Origin of the sequence: Serratia sp. UGAL515B_01, from assembly GCF_033095805.1 — a bacterium.
In the GTDB taxonomy this organism is placed as follows: Bacteria; Pseudomonadota; Gammaproteobacteria; order Enterobacterales; family Enterobacteriaceae; genus Chania.
In genome coordinates this window covers 3,433,444-3,451,102 of the sequence record NZ_CP109901.1, presented here as the reverse complement: position 1 = coordinate 3,451,102, position 17,659 = coordinate 3,433,444, and the positions used below count along the sequence as shown (strand labels likewise).

Below are 17,659 nucleotides of genomic sequence, written 5' to 3'. Positions count from 1 at the left end.
TTTACGGTTATGGATTAGCAAAGGTGGGGATTTTACGGCAAGTGTAGGTTTTGCCAAGTTGATCTAATAAAAAAAGCACCGCCGATCAGCCCATGCGGTGCTTTTTACTCCTCAATAATGGGCTATCAGGTTTCTTGCAGACCCAGCTTTTTCTCCAGATAGTGGATGTTAGTACCACCATGTTGGAAGTTTTCGTCGTTCATGATCTTTTGCTGTAGTTCAACGTTGGTTTTGATGCCATCGATGATCAGTTCTGCCAGTGCGTTCTTCATACGGGCAATGGCCACATCACGGTTTTCACCATAGGTGATCAGTTTGCCGATCATCGAATCGTAATACGGCGGTACAGTATATCCAGCGTAGATATGAGATTCCCAACGCACACCAAAACCACCTGGTGCATGGAAACGATTGATTTTTCCTGGGCTTGGCAAGAAGGTATTTGGATCCTCGGCATTGATGCGGCATTCCACCGCATGGCCGTGAATTTTGACTTCTTCCTGCTTGATTGACAGTGGCTGACCAGCAGCGATACGCAGCTGCTCTTTGATCAGATCCACGCCGGTGATCATTTCTGTGACCGGATGTTCCACCTGAATACGGGTGTTCATTTCGATGAAATAGAACTCGCCATTTTCATACAGAAATTCAAAGGTACCTGCACCACGGTAGCCGATTTCAACACAGGCTTTTGAACAGCGTTCACCGATGTAGCGGCGCAGTTCCGGTGTGATCCCAGGTGCAGGTGCTTCTTCGACCACTTTCTGGTGACGGCGCTGCATAGAACAATCGCGTTCTGCCAGATAGATAGCGTTGCCCTGGCCATCGGCCAACACTTGAATTTCGATGTGGCGTGGGTTTTCGAGGTATTTCTCCATATAAACCATGTCGTTGTTGAAAGCCGCTTTAGCTTCCGCTTTGGTCATGGCAATGGATTGTTCAAGATCTTTGTCGCTGCGGACAACGCGCATACCGCGACCACCACCACCGCCTGAAGCTTTGATGATCACCGGGTAACCGATGCGTTTGGCGAAGGCGCGGTTTTTATCCATGTCGTCGGTCAGAGGGCCATCTGAGCCTGGAACACAGGGAACGCCTGCTTTTTTCATCGCGTTGATGGCGGAAACCTTATCGCCCATCAACCGGATAGTTTCAGCACGTGGGCCAATGAAAATGAAACCAGAGCGCTCTAATTGCTCGGCAAAATCCGCATTCTCAGACAGGAAGCCATAACCCGGGTGGATTGCCACGGCGCCGGTGATTTCGGCTGCGGAGATGATAGCCGGGATGTTCAGATAGCTTTTTACGGAAGGCGCAGGACCGATGCATACAGTCTCATCGGCCAGTAATACGTGTTTCAGATCGCGGTCAGCACTTGAGTGAACAGCAACGGTTTTGATGCCAAGCTCTTTACATGCACGCAGTATACGAAGCGCGATCTCGCCACGGTTGGCGATAACAATTTTATCAAGCATGGTACGCCTCGTTATTCGATGACAACCAATGGCTCGTCATATTCTACCGGTTGACCGTTTTCTACCAAGATAGCTTTAACCACACCGGATTTGTCTGCTTCGATCTGGTTCATCATCTTCATTGCTTCGACGATGCACAAAGTATCACCAGCATTCACTTTTTGGCCTACTTCCACGAATGCTTTCGCGTCAGGGCTTGGTGTACGGTAGAAGGTACCTACCATCGGTGAACGAACGACGTGACCACTTACCTCAGCTGTCGCTACAGGAGCTTCTGCGCTTGTAGGAACAACAGTAGCGTTAACCAGTGCGGGTTGCTGCTGTGCTGGCATTGCGTACTGCTGCATCATTGGATAAGCCTGTGCCGGTGCTGCTCGGCTGATGCGTACTGACTCTTCGCCTTCAGAAATTTCAAGTTCAGAAATGCCTGATTCTTCAACCAGTTCGATCAGTTTCTTTATTTTACGAATATCCATGAGTGTGATTCCGTACTCTTTTGCGTAGCAATTAGTGGGTTTTTGGCAAACGGCGAACCGCTGCCTGTAAAGCAAATGTGTAACCATCTGCGCCGAGGCCGCAAATCACGCCTACCGCAATATCTGACAGGTAGGAGTGATGACGGAAGGGCTCGCGGGCGTGTACGTTGGACAGGTGTATCTCGATAAACGGGATCTGCACTGCCAAGAGAGCATCGCGAAGTGCCACGCTGGTATGCGTTAACGCGGCAGGGTTAATCAGAATAAAATCCGTATTACCGCGTGCCTGATGAATACGGTCGATTAACGCATGTTCGGCGTTGGATTGCATATGGCTCAGTGTGATACCTAACGCGAGCGCTTGGTTTTCCAACCCGTTAACAATTTCTGGTAGCGTCGTGCTGCCGTATTTTTCCGGCTCACGCGTCCCCAGCAGATTCAGGTTGGGGCCGTTCAGAAGCAAAATGTGAAACTTATCCGCCATCGTGCTGACATCTCCGGCAATAAAACCATCATCGTAGAAAATAACCCGATACTTCCGATTTGTCACTTGCCGAGCATTGATTTTGTCGCTACGGCAAGAACAAGGTCGTGCATTATAACGATATCGTAGCAATTAGCAGCTAAATACTGGTCTTATCAGCGAAGATATTCAACCCTAAATCAGTACACTGTGTATGCGACTGTCGGATTATGAGGGATAGAACACAAAAAATCGCTATTCTGGAAATGAGAAGGATCCTATCAATCATGCGGGTTCTTGCGAGGGTTAGCGCCACCAAGACCGAAATTTTTTGTAACGCAACGCTAATAATAACAGCGCTATCACGGCATAAATAAAAGGCGGTGGTGAAAGCGTTTTTACTGACCACAAGTAATGAATCGGTGCCAAGATCGCCACTAGATAGACGAAGTTATGCAATCTCTGCCAGTTGGCACCTAACTTGCGCTGTGCCCACAGGGTTGAGGTAGTAGCCAGCGCTAATAGAAAAAGCCAACAAAGAATACCCAGGGTCAAATAGGGACGGCTGAACAGCTCCTGCCCCAGTAGGCCAATATTGTTCAGTCCAAGTTCAAGAGTCGAGTAACTTATCAGGTGCAGCGTACCCCAGGCAAAACACCATAAGCCCAGCAGGCGGCGGCAGCGAATCAATAGTGCCTGACGCGTATACCGGGCTAAAGGGGTGACAATTAAGCAGGCTAACAGCAACTTTAGCGTCATTCTGCCGGTAAAGTGTTGGATATCCTTGGCAGGGTCAGCACTGAGCCAACCCTGATTGAGCGCCAATAGTAACCAGACAAAGGGGAGAAAAGCGGCCAGATAGATAAGCACTTTGAGCCAGATGACATGTTTTGGGGTGACTCGCACTCAAAAATTCTCCCGTAAATTCATACCGCTATACAGTGAGGCAACCTGTTCGGCATAGCCGTTGAATAACAGCGTTGGCTGGCGCTGTACATCAAGAATTCCGCCTGAACCAATGAATCGCTCGGTGGCTTGCGACCAACGGGGGTGATCAACATCGGGATTCACATTAGCGTAAAAACCATACTCGTTGGGAGCAGACAGATTCCAGGTAGTAGGGGGTTGTTCGCGAGTCAGGCTGATCTGCACGATGGATTTGATGCCCTTGAAGCCATATTTCCATGGGGTGATCAGACGCAACGGTGCTCCGTTCTGCGGCGGCAACGTTTTGCCATAAACACCAACGGTTAACAGAGACAACGGGTGCATGGCTTCATCAAGCCTTAACCCCTCGATATAAGGATATTGCAGCCCTCCGCCGATAAAAGGATCTTTCTGGCCAGGCATTTGTTGCGGATCGTAAAGCGTTTTAAATGCAACATAGCGGGCGTTGCTGTTCGGTTCGACTAACTTAAGTAATTTGCCCAGTTCAAAACCGATCCAGGGCACGACCATGGACCAGGCCTCAACACAGCGCATACGGTATATACGCTGTTCAAGGGGAAAACGTTTCATGAGATCGTCAATGTCCAGTGTCATCGGTTTACCGACCTCACCATCAATTGTTACCTTCCACCCCTCTGTTTTTAGCGTACCGGCGTTGGCTGCTGGGTCGGCTTTATCCAGACCGAACTCGTAGAAATTATTGTAACCAGTGACCTTTTCCTCTGGTGTGAGAGGCAGGTTGGCTTGCCAGGCCTCTGGTTTACTGAAGTCTAACACTTTACCGGGCAGGGGTTTGGGCCGATCGTTGTCTTTGAACCATGAGAGTAAATCTGCATGCGCATGAGTGGGCAACGCCAACGAAGCAGCGGTGATCCCTAACGCTTGGAGTACCTTACGCCGCTGATAAAATACGCTTTCAGGCGTAACATCGGCTTCAGTCAGTTTTCGCTGTTGTTTCATGTGCTCTTCTCCTTAAGTCAAGATGTAAGCATGGCGTGAAACTGAGCGTAATGCGAGTGGGAAATACAAGATAGAATGTGTTTTCGACCCGAATATGGTTTTTGTGTTCCTCTGCGAGTCGTTATGGCCGGCAGAAAAGCAGGGAACACAGCTAAAACGTCGGGTGCACAACCATTGAACCCCTGCCATTCAGCGGATTTTTACTAAAGTGCGGCCTGTAATTTGGTTATTCATTAGCGCGGCAGCGGCAGCGGGTACGTCCTCCAGCATAATTTCCTGCGTTGCCTGTTCGTAAAAATGCTCTGGCAAGAGCGTGGCCATACGTTCCCAGGCGGTTTGACGTCGATGCAGCGGTGTATGTACCGAATCAATGCCCTGCAGGCGAACGTTGCGCAGAATGAAAGGCATGACGGTTGTGGGTAGTAGGTATCCGCCAGCCAAACCGCAGGCAGCAACGGTGCCGTTGTAATTCATCTGTGCCAGAACGCGGGCCAGCAACTTGTTACCTACGGTATCGATAGCCCCTGCCCAAAGCTGTTTTTCTAACGGTCGCGCTGCTTCGACGTAGTCTCTACGTGGCAAGACTTCCTTGGCCCCTAAGGATTTCAGATAGTCTGTATTGCTATCGCGACCGCTGAGCGCTGTGACGCTGTAGCCCAAGGCGGTAAGCAAGGCGATCGCTGTACTGCCAACCCCGCCGCTGGCGCCAGTAACCAAGATGTTACCCTCCTCTGGTTTTACACCGCCTTCCTCCAGTGCCATCACGCACAGCATGGCGGTAAATCCTGCCGTGCCAAGGATCATGGCTTTACGTTCACTCAGTGCTTTAGGGAGAGGGATCAACCATTCCTCGGAAACGCGGGCCTGTTCTGCCAATCCTCCCCAGTGATTCTCACCTACGCCCCAGCCGGTGAGTACCACGCTTTGGCCCACTTTAAAACGTGGGTTTTTACTGTTGTTGACCCGTCCCGCAAAATCGATACCAGGTATCATCGGGAAGTTACGGATAATTTTGCCTTTGCCGGTAATTGCCAGGGCATCCTTGTAGTTAAGGCTTGACCAGTTAATGTCGACAGTCACGTCCCCCTCTGGTAAATGAGCGCTGTCGATATCTTTAACGAGTGCGAGAGTCTGTTCGTTTTGTTTTTCCAATAGCAGTGCACGCATGTCGATTTTTCCCTTGATTTCATATTTTATATGAATGTGTTAACAAGAATGTATGCCCTGATATAAAGACAAAAAAGGTGTTAAGTTGTTTTTTTCATTATTGCCTATGCTTGATAGGCCGGTAAAGATAACCTGACCCTTGTTAAGGGAAAGGGTACGCTCTTATAATTTTAAAATCAGGTTATCGTATTGTATCTATTTAAGCGGTAGCGGGCCTTTGTACTCTGAATAATTCTAGTTGCAGGTGGTAAGCTCTGGGGCTTGAGCAGTATAAACAGCGTCCTGACTAGGGCGAATGGGTTCAGCCAACAACCTGGTATCTTGAAGTAGCTTGGGTATACATCAAAAGGTAACTATTCACACAATCATTGCGAACAAGGCACAGGGATGAGATTCACAACCAAACTCTCTGCACTAATTACCCTGCTCGTCGTACTGGCTATGTTCTTAATGCTGATGGGGTGCTCATACAGTTTTTTCTATGTCACTCAGGACCGCATGGAACGTCGCCTTGAAGCACTGGCAACCTCTCTCGATCAGGCAATGTTGCTTGAGCCAGTGCAAGAACATCCTAGCTGGTTACCTTTGGTGATGCGTTCATTGGGTATTGTTTCAATCAGTGCAGAGACGGAAACCAGCAATCTTTTCTCTTACCAATTGCCGAAGATAAAACTTCCTTGGAATGCGGCTTACGATTATCGGCAAGTTTCGTTGGAAATGATGCAGCATCCTGGGGTTAAGTTGAAGGTGACTTATCTTGATCCGTTTGCCAGCGATGTGCGTTCATTAAAGTCGACAGCAGCGATGACGGTGTCGATCATTCTTATGCTGATGATCTTGCTGTTCAGCTTACGCTGGTTGCGTGAACAGGCTGTTGGTGAAGAGCGTCTTGAACGCCGTGCTCGGCGCATTCTCAACGGTGAACGCGAAGAAGTACTTAAGGGCGATGTGCGCGAATGGCCAGCCAGTGTGAGTAGCGCATTGGACCGCCTGTTGGCGGACCTGGTTGAAGCACGTGAGGAACGTAGCCGAGTTGATACGCTGATCCGGGCTTTTACCGCGCAAGATGCCAAAACCGGTCTGAATAACCGGTTATTCTTTGATAATCAGCTGACTACTCAACTAGAAGACGAAGGCTCACACGGGATTGTGATGATGGTACGTTTACCTGATTTCGATACCTTGCGTGGAGTTCATGGCAACTCGGCGGTACAGGAACTGATGTTCTCGCTGGTCAACCTGCTATCTACTTTCGTCATGCGTTACCCAGCTGCATTGCTAGCTCGTTATTTCCACAGCGATTTTACGGTATTGCTGCCCCATCGCACTCTGAAAGAAGCCGATGTTATTGCAGCACAGCTGGTCAATGCCATCGATTCGTTGCCGTCAACTGCGTTAATCGACCGTGACGCCTTCCTACACATAGGTATTGTTGCTTACCGCAGTGGGCAAACAGCGGAACAAGTTATCGATTATGCTGAGCAGGCTACTCGGCATGCTACTTTGCAGGGTGAAAACGGCTGGTATGTTTATGACAGTAATGTTCCTGAGAAAGGGCGCGGGAGTGTAAAATGGCGAACGTTGCTCGAACAGGTGTTAGCGCGTGGTGGACCACGGTTGTACCAAAAACCGGCCGTTACGGTTGAAGGCGAGGTACATCACCGTGAGATTATGAGCCGGATTTATGATGGTACACAAGAGCTACTGCCCGCTGAGTTTATGCCGTTGATAAAACAGTTCGGACTGGCAGAGAACTATGATCGTCTGCAGATAAATCAGATTATTCCGTTATTGGCCCTCTGGCCTGAAGAGACGCTGGCATTTCCATTGTGTGTTGATTCATTATTGCAGAACAGTTTTCAACGCTGGCTGCGTGATACCCTGTTACAGTGTGAAAAAAGTCATCGTCAACGAATTCTCATTGAACTTGCTGAGGCTGATATGTGTCAACATATCGACCGTTTGCGTCCAGTGTTGCGATTACTTAGCGGATTGGGATGCCGACTTGCGGTTTCTCAGGCTGGGTTAACCGTAGTTAGTACCTCGTATATTAAGTCGCTACCTGTGGAGATCGTCAAGCTCCACCCAGGCTTGGTGCGGAGTATTGACCGCCGTGATGAAAACAAGTTGTTTGTTCAGAGCCTGACAGGTGCTTGCGAAGGGACTCGTGCGAAGGTTTTTGCCGCCAGCGTGCGTACGCGTAACGAATGGCAGACGTTAAAAGAACGTGGGATACTTGGTGGACAAGGCGACTTTTTTGCTTCGCCCGAGCCGATTGATCTCAACCGCAAAAAATATTCGCGCCGTTATCATGTTTAACCTGATGACCGGGCAAAAATTAACGTAGAATGGTTCGTCCTTTCCTGTGGGCGTCAGTAGGTGTTTACCACCGGTGACAATCAGGGAGAATGTTAGATTTTACGAGCTGTGTTACACCGAAAGTATGTTGATTTGGTGGAAAACTGAGCCTTTGTTAAGGGATTTCAGACCCCTTTCGTTTTCCGTACTTCCGGTCATAAATAACGCAGACTATTTTTCACCGAAGTAGAACATTTCTGCGCCTTGTCGCTGCTTCGTGTGGTTGGTAAAGTAGGCGGATTTTATTTTCCGCCCCCAGCTTGCAGGATTATCCTTTCGTTATGTTTAAGAAATTTCGTGGCATGTTTTCCAATGACTTGTCCATCGACTTGGGTACCGCCAATACCCTTATTTATGTTAAAGGACAAGGCATTGTATTGAATGAACCTTCGGTGGTTGCCATTCGCCAAGATCGTGCTGGTTCACCCAAGAGCGTTGCGGCTGTGGGCCATGATGCCAAACAGATGCTGGGGCGTACGCCTGGCAATATCGCTGCTATTCGCCCGATGAAAGACGGCGTTATTGCTGACTTCTTCGTGACAGAAAAAATGTTGCAGCATTTTATCAAACAGGTTCACAGCAACAGTTTTATGCGCCCAAGCCCGCGAGTGCTGGTTTGTGTGCCTGTTGGTGCCACTCAGGTTGAGCGCCGCGCTATTCGTGAGTCCGCGCAGGGTGCTGGTGCACGTGAAGTGTTCCTGATTGAAGAGCCTATGGCTGCAGCTATTGGTGCCGGACTACCTGTGTCGGAAGCAACCGGTTCTATGGTTGTTGATATTGGTGGTGGTACAACAGAAGTCGCTGTGATCTCGCTAAACGGTGTGGTGTATTCTTCTTCTGTTCGTATTGGCGGCGATCGTTTTGATGAAGCAATCATTAATTATGTGCGTCGTAACTATGGCTCACTGATTGGCGAAGCGACTGCGGAACGCATCAAGCATGGTATCGGTTCCGCCTATCCCGATGATGAGGTCCGTGAAATCGAAGTCCGTGGACGCAATCTGGCAGAGGGCGTACCACGCGGTTTCACCATGAACTCCAATGAAATCCTCGAAGCCTTACAAGAACCGTTGACCGGTATCGTCAGTGCGGTGATGGTTGCACTTGAACAGTGCCCACCGGAACTGGCTTCTGATATCTCTGAACGCGGTATGGTGCTGACTGGGGGGGGCGCACTGCTGCGTAACCTTGATCGTCTGCTGATGGAAGAAACCGGTATCCCGGTTGTGGTTGCAGAAGATCCACTTACCTGCGTTGCTCGTGGTGGTGGAAAGGCGTTGGAAATGATCGACATGCATGGCGGCGATTTGTTCAGCGAAGAATAGTCAGCAGCCCAAGAGTGATGGGATCGATTCAGATGATAGCAATCGTAAAGCATCTGGGGCGATTCCACATTTTGTTGTCGAGGAACGCGCATAATTTATGAAGCCGATTTTCAGCAGGGGGCCTTCCCTGCAGCTACGCCTTCTCTTGGCAGTGATTGCGGCAATAGCCCTGATCGTTGCAGATAGCCGGCTCGGTACTTTCGTTACAATACGAAACTACATGGATACCGCAGTCAGCCCTTTTTACTTTTTGGCTAATGGACCACGTAAAGTTTTGGACAGCGTTTCGGAAACGCTGGCTACCCGCCAACAGTTGGAATTGGAAAACCGTGCTCTACGGCAAGAATTACTGCTTAAAAACAGCGATATACTTCTTCTTGGCCAATTTAAACAGGAAAATGCTCGTCTGCGTGAATTGTTGGGTTCGCCTTTGCGTCAGGACGAACACAAAATGGTCACTCAGGTGATGTCGACTGGTTCTGACCCTTATAGCGATCAGGTCGTGATCGATAAAGGGTCTGATAACGGTGTTTATGAAGGCCAACCGGTGATCAGCGATAAAGGCGTGGTCGGGCAGGTTGTTGCGGTGGCTAAAAAGACCAGCCGTGTCTTGTTGATTTGTGATGCTTCTCATGCGTTACCGATCCAGGTTTTGCGTAACGATATTCGCGTGATCGCTGCGGGAAGTGGTTGTGCCGATGATTTGCAGCTTGAACATTTGCCGGGTAATACAGATATCCGTGTGGGGGATGTGCTGGTGACTTCAGGCCTGGGGGGGCGTTTTCCCGAAGGCTACCCGGTTGCAGTAGTTTCTTCTGTGAAAGTAGACAATCAGCGTGCCTATACCGTTATTCAGGCACGACCGACAGCAGGTTTGCAACGTTTGCGTTATCTGTTGTTGCTGTGGGGTGCCGATCGCAATGGAGATATGCCCCTGCCGCCTGAGGATGTGCACCGTGTCGCAAATGAGCGGTTGATGCAGATGTTGCCACAGGTCTTGCCACCGGTTGATGTTATGGGGCCACCAGCACCAGAGGTTAGCAGCAATTTACCGCCGGTCGCCAGCAGTGATCCCGCCCGAACCGGAGCTACACGATGAACCGCTACCGCAGCAACGGACGTTGGATAATCTGGTTATCATTTTTAGTGGCGCTCGTGCTGCAAATCATGCCCTGGCCGGAGCAAATCTATATGTTTCGGCCTTCTTGGTTGTTGCTTATTCTGACTTACTGGGTGATGGCGTTACCGCATCGGGTTAATGTTGGCACAGGTTTTGTTCTGGGGTTGATCATGGACCTGGTTCTCGGGTCTACGCTCGGCGTGCGTGCACTTGCGATGGGGATCATTGCTTATCTGGTCGCGTTCAAATTCCAATTATTTCGCAATATGGCACTGTGGCAGCAAGCGCTGATCGTAGTGTTGTTATCGTTAGCGCTGGATGTTGTCGTTTTCTGGGCTGAGTTTTTAGTTATCAACGTTTCTTTTCACCCTGAGATGTTCTGGAGCAGTGTCGTAAACGGTGTACTTTGGCCGTGGCTATTCCTCTTGATGCGTAAGATCCGCCGCCAGTTTGCCGTGCAATGAGGTTATATTAATGTTCTCGCTATATCTTGCTTCCGGCTCCCCGCGCAGACATGAATTGTTGACCCTGCTTGGTTTTCCGTTTGAAGTGATCCTGACGAATACAAAAGAACAGCGTTTGACGGGAGAAACCGCCGAGGATTACGTTTGTCGTCTGGCGCAGGATAAAGCCAGGGCCGGTGTGGATATGGTGCAGCAGGATTGGCCAGTGTTGGGTGCCGATACGATTGTGGTACTGAACGGGCAAGTACTGGAAAAACCACGTGATGAAGCGCATGCGGCACAGATGTTGGCCGCGTTATCCGGTAAACAGCATCGTGTGATGACAGCCGTCGCGATTGCCGATAGACACAATGTCCAATGTCAATTGGTGAGTACCGATGTCACGTTTCGCAATTTGTCACAGCAGGATATTCACGACTACATTGCAACGGGCGAACCGATGGATAAAGCGGGTGCTTATGGAATTCAAGGCAAGGGTGGGTGTTTCGTTAGAACGATAACCGGAAGTTATCATGCGGTAATGGGGTTGCCGTTGGTCGAAACATATGAGCTGCTCAGTAACTTTGTCGCATTACGAGATATAAGAACCGTTTGAGGGCATGATTCTTGCCCCTTTGCCATACATAGCATAAAGGCGTTCATCGGTTCTGAGGAGAAAGCATGACAGCTGAACTACTGGTTAATATCACACCTTCTGAAACGCGAGTTGCCTATATAGACGGTGGTATTCTGCAAGAAATCCATATAGAGCGTGAAGCCAAACGTGGCATCGTCGGTAATATTTATAAAGGCCGAGTCAGTCGTGTTTTACCTGGCATGCAGGCCGCTTTTGTCGACATTGGCCTAGATAAAGCCGCCTTCCTGCACGCTTCGGATATTATGCCGCACACCGAATGTGTCGCCGGCGATGAGCAAAAGAACTTCCATGTGCGTGACATCGCTGAACTTGTGCGTCAGGGACAGGATTTGATGGTCCAGGTGGTGAAAGATCCGCTGGGCACCAAAGGTGCGCGCCTTACTACAGATATCACTTTACCTTCACGCTATCTGGTATTTATGCCAGGAGCGGCACACGTAGGTGTTTCCCAGCGTATTGAAAGTGAAGCTGAACGCGAACGCTTGAAACGTGCTGTGGCAGGATATTGTGATGAACTGGGTGGCTTTATCATTCGCACCGCAGCTGAGGGGATTGGCGAGGAGGAATTAGCGCAGGACGCCGCTTTCCTTAAGCGTTTGTGGATTAAGGTAATGGAACGTAAGAAGCGTAACCAGACCAAATATAAGCTTTACGGTGAACTGGCGCTGGCGCAGCGTATCCTGCGTGATTTTGCGGGCGCAGCACTGGACCGTATCCGCGTTGACTCCCGCCTGACGCATGATCAGTTGGTTGAATTCACAGGCGAGTATATACCTGATATCACCAAGAAACTGGAGCTATACACTGGCAGTCAGCCGATTTTCGATCTGTATGATGTTGAGAATGAGATCCAGCGGGCGTTGGAGCGCAAGGTCGAATTAAAATCGGGTGGCTACCTTATCATCGATCAAACCGAAGCTATGACCACTGTGGATATTAATACTGGTGCGTTTGTTGGTCACCGTAATCTTGAAGAAACCATCTTCAACACTAACATTGAAGCGACACAGGCAATTGCTCGTCAATTACGGCTGCGTAATCTGGGTGGCATCATCATCATTGATTTCATTGATATGATTAATGAAGAGCACCGCCGACGTGTATTGCACTCGCTAGAACAGGCATTGAGCAAAGATCGCGTAAAAACCACGATTAACGGCTTTTCTCAACTAGGATTAGTTGAAATGACGCGTAAACGTACGCGTGAAAGTATTGAGCATGTGCTGTGTAACGATTGCCCTACGTGTCAGGGGCGCGGGACGGTCAAAACGGTTGAAACCGTTTGTTATGAGATCATGCGTGAGGTTGTACGTGTTCATCATGCCTATGATTCAGACCGTTTCCTGGTCTACGCGTCTGCTGCTGTAGGTGAGGCACTGAAAGGTGAAGAATCACACGCGCTGGCTGAAGTAGAAATCTTTGTTGGTAAACAGGTTAAGGTCCAGATCGAACCGCTATACAGCCAAGAACAGTTTGACGTGGTAATGATGTAATCCGCTTGCGGGTAAATAAAACACCTACATTGTAGGGGGGCAGCATGCTAAGCCTGCGAGTGCAGAAGAATTTCTGTTGCCAGTCAACGGAAACAAGGAGAAATATGTGAGGCGACTGCCCGGGATCCTGTTAGCTACAGGCGCCATTTTGATTGTCGTTGTGGCGTTGCTGATCAGTGGGTTGCGCTTAGTCCTGCCTGAGCTGAATCATTTCCGTCCGCAAATTCTGGTACAATTGCAGGCAATCTCTGGGGTGCCAGTTGACGCCGATTTTGTTCAAGGCAGTTGGGAGACTTTTGGGCCAACGTTGGAAGTGCACAATATCCACCTCACTCTGCCACAAAGTTCGATGAAAATTGCACGAGTTACGTTGGCGTTGGATGTGTGGCAATCACTGCTTCACCTTCGCTGGCAGTTCCGCGATCTTACCTTTCATCAGTTTCAGCTTGATCTTAATACCACTCTCGGTGGTAGTGAAAATAATGGAAATACCATTACACCGAGCAGCGTGAGCGATTTGTTCCTTTACCAACTCGGTCGTTTTGATCTTCGTAATAGCCGCGTTTCTTTCCTGACGCCGTCAGGGGCACGCGCAGAATTCCACATTCCACAGATGACCTGGCTCAATAGCCATAATCGCCATCGAGCTGAAGGTCAACTCAGTCTTTCTACGCTAAATGGTCAGCATGGTGTCGTGCAGTTGCGTCTGGATTTGCGTGATGAACAAGGGTTGTTGAATACCGGCACAGTCTATATGCAGGCCGATAATATTGACATGAAGCCGTGGTTCAGCCGTTGGCTGAGAATCAACACGGGCCTGGAAAGCGCAGATTTTAGCCTTTCAGCCTGGCTGAATATCCAGAATGGTGAAATATACGGTGCTAACGCCTTACTCAAACAAGGGGTAGCCAGTTGGTCAAGTAGTAACGAGCAACACAATTTGGCGGTTGATAATCTAGCATTGGCGCTAGAGCGTGTGGGTAACGGCTGGCAGGTTAATGTCCCGCAGCTGAACCTGAAAACTGACGGACAGGCCTGGGCTCCAGGAACATTTATCGCATTATGGTTGCCAGAGAATACCGGGTTTATGGGGCCAAATCAGAACGAAGAGCTACGCATTCGCGCTGTGGGTATCCAGCTTGAGCGTCTTGAAGCGCTACTTCCTACTTTTTCTTTCCTCAGCCCAAATATACTTGAGCGCTGGAAAGATCTGCAACCCCAGGGAAATCTCAAGGCGTTAGCGTTGGACATACCGCTGAAACAGCCGGAAAAAACGCGTTTTCAGGCCTTTTGGCAGGATCTTAGCTGGCAGCACTGGCAATTCCTACCGGGTATAAATCACTTTTCTGGCACACTCTCGGGGAGTGTAGAAAATGGCCGTCTAACTTTGGGTCTTAACAACAGCACAATGCCTTACGGTGATATGTTCCGTGCACCGTTGCAAATAAACAGTGCGAAGGGGGCTTTGAGTTGGCAATACAATGCCAATGGGTGGCAAATCGCCAGTAAAGGGTTGGATGTGAAAGCCAAGTCTTTATGGGTTAACGGTGATTTCCGTTACCAACAGCCTGCCAACGGTGAACCTTGGTTGGATATCCTGGCAGGTATTCGTTTGTTCGATGGGGCCGATGCCTGGCGTTATTTCCCAGAACCTCTGATGGGAAAGCATTTGGTAGACTATCTTACTGGGGCGATACAGGGAGGCCAGGCAGATAATGCCACTCTTATCTATGCTGGCAATCCCCGTCATTTCCCTTACAAGGAGAATGATGGTCAGTTCCAGGTTTATGTCCCATTGCGTCACGCGACCTTTCAGTTCCAGCCAGACTGGCCGGCGCTGAATGATTTGGCAATCGATCTTGATTTTGCCAACAATGGTTTGCAGATGAATGCACCGCAGGCCTATCTTGGTAAGGTAGCCGGTCGGAATATTGCGGCTGTTATTCCGGATTATCTGAAGGAAAAGCTGTTTGTCGATGCCGAAGTTACCGGCGACGGACAGGATATACACGATTATTTTAAACAAACGCCGCTGGATGATTCGGTAGGTTCTGCGTTAGGTGAGCTGCAGGTTGGTGGTAGTGTAAGTGGGCGCTTACACCTAGAGATACCCTTAAATGGTGAAAAGGTCCTAGCTAAGGGTGAAGTGACTCTCAATAACAACGCATTACGAATCAACCCCCTAGGGAGTCAGTTAGAGAGAGTAAGTGGAAAATTCCGGTTTAATAACGGCAATCTGGAGGGTGATACCCTAACGGCACATTGGTTTGGGCAACCGTTGGTTATCCACTTCGACACCTTGGAAGACAAACAACGTTATCAGGTCAATATTGGGTTGAAAGGGAACTGGCAACCGGCCAGCATTGAAGGTATACCACCTGACATTGCCAAAACGCTCGACGGTAGTGTTGCTTGGCAAGGGCAGGCAGCGATCGATTTGCCGCATAAGGGCAATCCCAGTTATGACATCGGTATTAATGCCGATCTGAAAAAAGTGAATAGTCACTTACCTGCTCCGCTTGATAAGAAAGCAGGAGAGGCTTTAGCAGTCGGTGTGAAGGTAAAAGGGGGGCTGCATGGATTTGTGCTTAATGGCAGCGTCGGCGAACAAAATCACTTCAACAGCGAATGGCTATTGGCCAAACAGCAGGTAACATTGACACGTGGCGTATGGCAAACCGGTAGTAATCGCCTTCCTGAATTACCCAAAGATGAGTCACTGTCACTTAACCTGCCCGCACTGAACGGCGAACAATGGTTAGCATTGTTGAAAACCGCGATGAAACCTGAAGGAAGTACAGGCAAGGTTAAAGGTTTCAATTTCCCGACCAGCGTAGCACTTAGCACCCCTCAATTGATCGTGGGTGGACAAGCCTGGCATAAACTTCAACTCGTAGTGGAACAGCGGGTGGCGGGTACAACCGTCACGGCTAAGGGTAAGGAAATCGAAGGTAGTCTGTCTATGCCGAATAACGGCTTATGGCGGCTGGATCTCGGGTATCTATATTACAATCCTCAGTTTTCAGACGATAAGAACAATAAAGAGGCGACTAATTCGCTAGCTAAGACTGAAAATGTCTCTTTTCATGAGTGGCCTTCACTAACGCTGCGTTGTACATCCTGTTGGCTAATGGGACAAAATCTTGGCAAGGTTGAAGCAGATGTTAAACACCGGGGTGACTCCCTAGTATTGGAACATGCCCTGCTTGATACCGGCTATGGACGCGTAAATGCGACCGGTCAATGGAAACAGAATGGCCATGAAGAACGTAGTTCGTTAAAAGGCAAACTACAGGGAAAACAAATTGACCAGACTGCCAGATTCTTTGGCGTGATCATCCCGTTGAAAGATGCACCTTATGATATTGATTTTGATATGAACTGGCACGGACAACCTTGGGCGCCGCAGATTGATACGCTGAATGGCACCATGAAGATCAATCTGGGGAAAGGTGAGGTAGATGATATTGGTGGACGTGCCGGGCAGATATTGCGCCTAGTCAGCTTTGACGCTCTATTGCGCAAATTAAGGTTCGATTTCAGAAATACTTTTGGCAACGGTTTGTACTTTGATTCCATACGCGGCATTGTCCAGGCGAAAGATGGCATAATGCGTACAGATAACCTTCTGATTGATGGTTTATCTGCCGACATTGCCATGAGTGGCCAAATTGATTTGGTGCGTCGGCAGATTGACATGCAGGCGGTGATAGCGCCAGAAATTTCGGCAACGGTTGGAGTAGCCACGGCTTTTGTCATTAACCCGATTGTTGGCGCTGCGGTTTTTGCCGCTTCTAGGGTGTTGTCGCCGCTGTGGAATAAGATCTCATTTATCCGCTACAACATTACCGGTAGCCTGGATAAACCCACTGTAAATGAGGTGTCACGCAAGCCAAAAGAGGATAAGGCACCATGAAAAATGCTAATGTTGCATTGCTACAACTGTGCAGCACTGAACAGGTGCGAAACAATTTGGCTCAGATTGAGCAGCAAATCAAGCAGCTCAATGCTGGCATAAAGCTGGTCATGACGCCAGAAAACGCGTTGTTGTTTGCGAATGCTGCAGCCTACCGTGAACATGCAGAAAAAGAGGGTAATGGCCCGTTGCAACAGGCCGTAGGTGATTTGGCTAGGCGTTATGGTGTTTGGTTGTTGATTGGTTCTATGCCGCTGATTAGCCGTGAAGACCCACAGCGCATGACTAGCAGTAGCCTACTTTTTGACGACAAAGGGGTAATTCGAGGTCGTTACGACAAAATGCATATGTTTGATGTTGATATTAACGATATGCACGCGCGTTACCGTGAGTCAGATACCTATCAGCATGGCCAGCAATTGACGGTTGTCGACACCCCCGTAGGGCGTCTCGGCATGACTATTTGCTACGATTTGCGTTTTCCTGGTTTGTATCAGGCACTACGTGCACAGGGGGCGGAACTGATCACTGTACCAGCAGCATTCACTCGCGTTACCGGTGAGGCGCATTGGGAGATCCTGCTACGTGCACGTGCTATCGAGAATCAGTGTGTGATCCTGGCTCCTGCACAGGTGGGGCGTCACGGAGCTACACGCCGCACTTGGGGGCATACTTTGGCGGTTGATGGCTGGGGAAACGTGTTGGCAGAAAATGCTGATGCGGTCTCAGCACTGAGAGTGCGTGTGGATCGAGGTATGTTGAAAACGATTCGCGGGCAGATGCCGGTGATGCAGCACAATCGATTTCAACCGTCGGTGATTGCGCCGGTTGAAAAATCTTCCTCCAACAAAGAGTGA

The 17,659-nt window shown here is 49.3% G+C and carries 14 protein-coding genes; 8 read left to right on the top strand and 6 right to left on the bottom strand.

Annotated features, from left to right (window positions below):
- Positions 1 to 125: 125 nt before the first annotated feature.
- The 6 genes from accC to OK023_RS15510 form a co-directional block, all read right to left on the bottom strand.
- A complete protein-coding gene (accC, locus tag OK023_RS15535) occupies positions 126 to 1,475 on the bottom strand; it encodes an acetyl-CoA carboxylase biotin carboxylase subunit (RefSeq protein WP_317693587.1) in 1,350 nt (449 codons plus the stop codon).
- 11 nt (positions 1,476 to 1,486) lie between these two features.
- A complete protein-coding gene (gene accB / locus OK023_RS15530; protein WP_317693586.1) occupies positions 1,487 to 1,951 on the bottom strand; it encodes an acetyl-CoA carboxylase biotin carboxyl carrier protein in 465 nt (154 codons plus the stop codon).
- 31 nt (positions 1,952 to 1,982) lie between these two features.
- Entirely contained in the window at positions 1,983 to 2,435 is a 453-nt protein-coding gene (gene aroQ, locus OK023_RS15525) for a type II 3-dehydroquinate dehydratase (RefSeq protein WP_317697760.1), read from the bottom strand.
- Positions 2,436 to 2,720: 285 nt separating this feature from the next.
- Positions 2,721 to 3,320, bottom strand: a complete 600-nt coding sequence (msrQ, locus tag OK023_RS15520) for a protein-methionine-sulfoxide reductase heme-binding subunit MsrQ (RefSeq protein WP_317693585.1) — start codon at positions 3,318 to 3,320, stop codon at positions 2,721 to 2,723.
- Positions 3,321 to 4,322 carry a protein-methionine-sulfoxide reductase catalytic subunit MsrP gene (gene msrP, locus OK023_RS15515; protein ID WP_317693584.1) on the bottom strand — a complete coding sequence of 334 codons (1,002 nt, stop codon included), beginning with the start codon at positions 4,320 to 4,322 and terminating at the stop codon, positions 3,321 to 3,323.
- 189 nt (positions 4,323 to 4,511) lie between these two features.
- Positions 4,512 to 5,489, bottom strand: coding sequence for an MDR family oxidoreductase (locus OK023_RS15510; RefSeq protein WP_317693583.1), 978 nt, complete (start codon positions 5,487 to 5,489; stop codon positions 4,512 to 4,514).
- 387 nt (positions 5,490 to 5,876) lie between these two features.
- Between OK023_RS15510 and csrD the strand changes: the two genes are divergently transcribed.
- The 8 genes from csrD (at position 5,877) to nit1 (ending at position 17,659) form a co-directional block, all read left to right on the top strand.
- Positions 5,877 to 7,808 carry an RNase E specificity factor CsrD gene (gene csrD / locus OK023_RS15505; RefSeq protein WP_317693582.1) on the top strand — a complete coding sequence of 644 codons (1,932 nt, stop codon included), beginning with the start codon at positions 5,877 to 5,879 and terminating at the stop codon, positions 7,806 to 7,808.
- A gap of 320 nt (positions 7,809 to 8,128) precedes the next feature.
- The gene (gene mreB / locus OK023_RS15500) at positions 8,129 to 9,172 is read left to right on the top strand and encodes a rod shape-determining protein MreB (protein WP_021180765.1); all 1,044 of its coding nucleotides are present in this window, start codon (positions 8,129 to 8,131) and stop codon (positions 9,170 to 9,172) included.
- A gap of 97 nt (positions 9,173 to 9,269) precedes the next feature.
- On the top strand, positions 9,270 to 10,271 hold the full coding sequence (gene mreC / locus OK023_RS15495; RefSeq protein WP_317693578.1) for a rod shape-determining protein MreC: 1,002 nt from the start codon (positions 9,270 to 9,272) through the stop codon (positions 10,269 to 10,271).
- Positions 10,268 to 10,756: a rod shape-determining protein MreD gene (mreD, locus tag OK023_RS15490; protein WP_317693576.1), complete on the top strand. Its 489-nt coding sequence runs from the start codon at positions 10,268 to 10,270 to the stop codon at positions 10,754 to 10,756. Before mreC ends, mreD begins: the two co-directional genes overlap by 4 nt.
- Before the next feature lie 10 nt (positions 10,757 to 10,766).
- Positions 10,767 to 11,351: a Maf family protein gene (locus OK023_RS15485; protein ID WP_317693575.1), complete on the top strand. Its 585-nt coding sequence runs from the start codon at positions 10,767 to 10,769 to the stop codon at positions 11,349 to 11,351.
- A 65-nt stretch (positions 11,352 to 11,416) separates the two neighbouring features.
- A complete protein-coding gene (rng, locus tag OK023_RS15480; RefSeq protein ID WP_317693574.1) occupies positions 11,417 to 12,886 on the top strand; it encodes a ribonuclease G in 1,470 nt (489 codons plus the stop codon).
- Positions 12,887 to 12,992: 106 nt separating this feature from the next.
- Positions 12,993 to 16,802, top strand: a complete 3,810-nt coding sequence (gene yhdP, locus OK023_RS15475; RefSeq protein WP_317693573.1) for an AsmA2 domain-containing protein YhdP — start codon at positions 12,993 to 12,995, stop codon at positions 16,800 to 16,802.
- Positions 16,799 to 17,659, top strand: a complete 861-nt coding sequence (gene nit1 / locus OK023_RS15470) for a deaminated glutathione amidase (protein WP_317693572.1) — start codon at positions 16,799 to 16,801, stop codon at positions 17,657 to 17,659. The genes yhdP and nit1 overlap by 4 nt, the downstream gene beginning before the upstream one ends.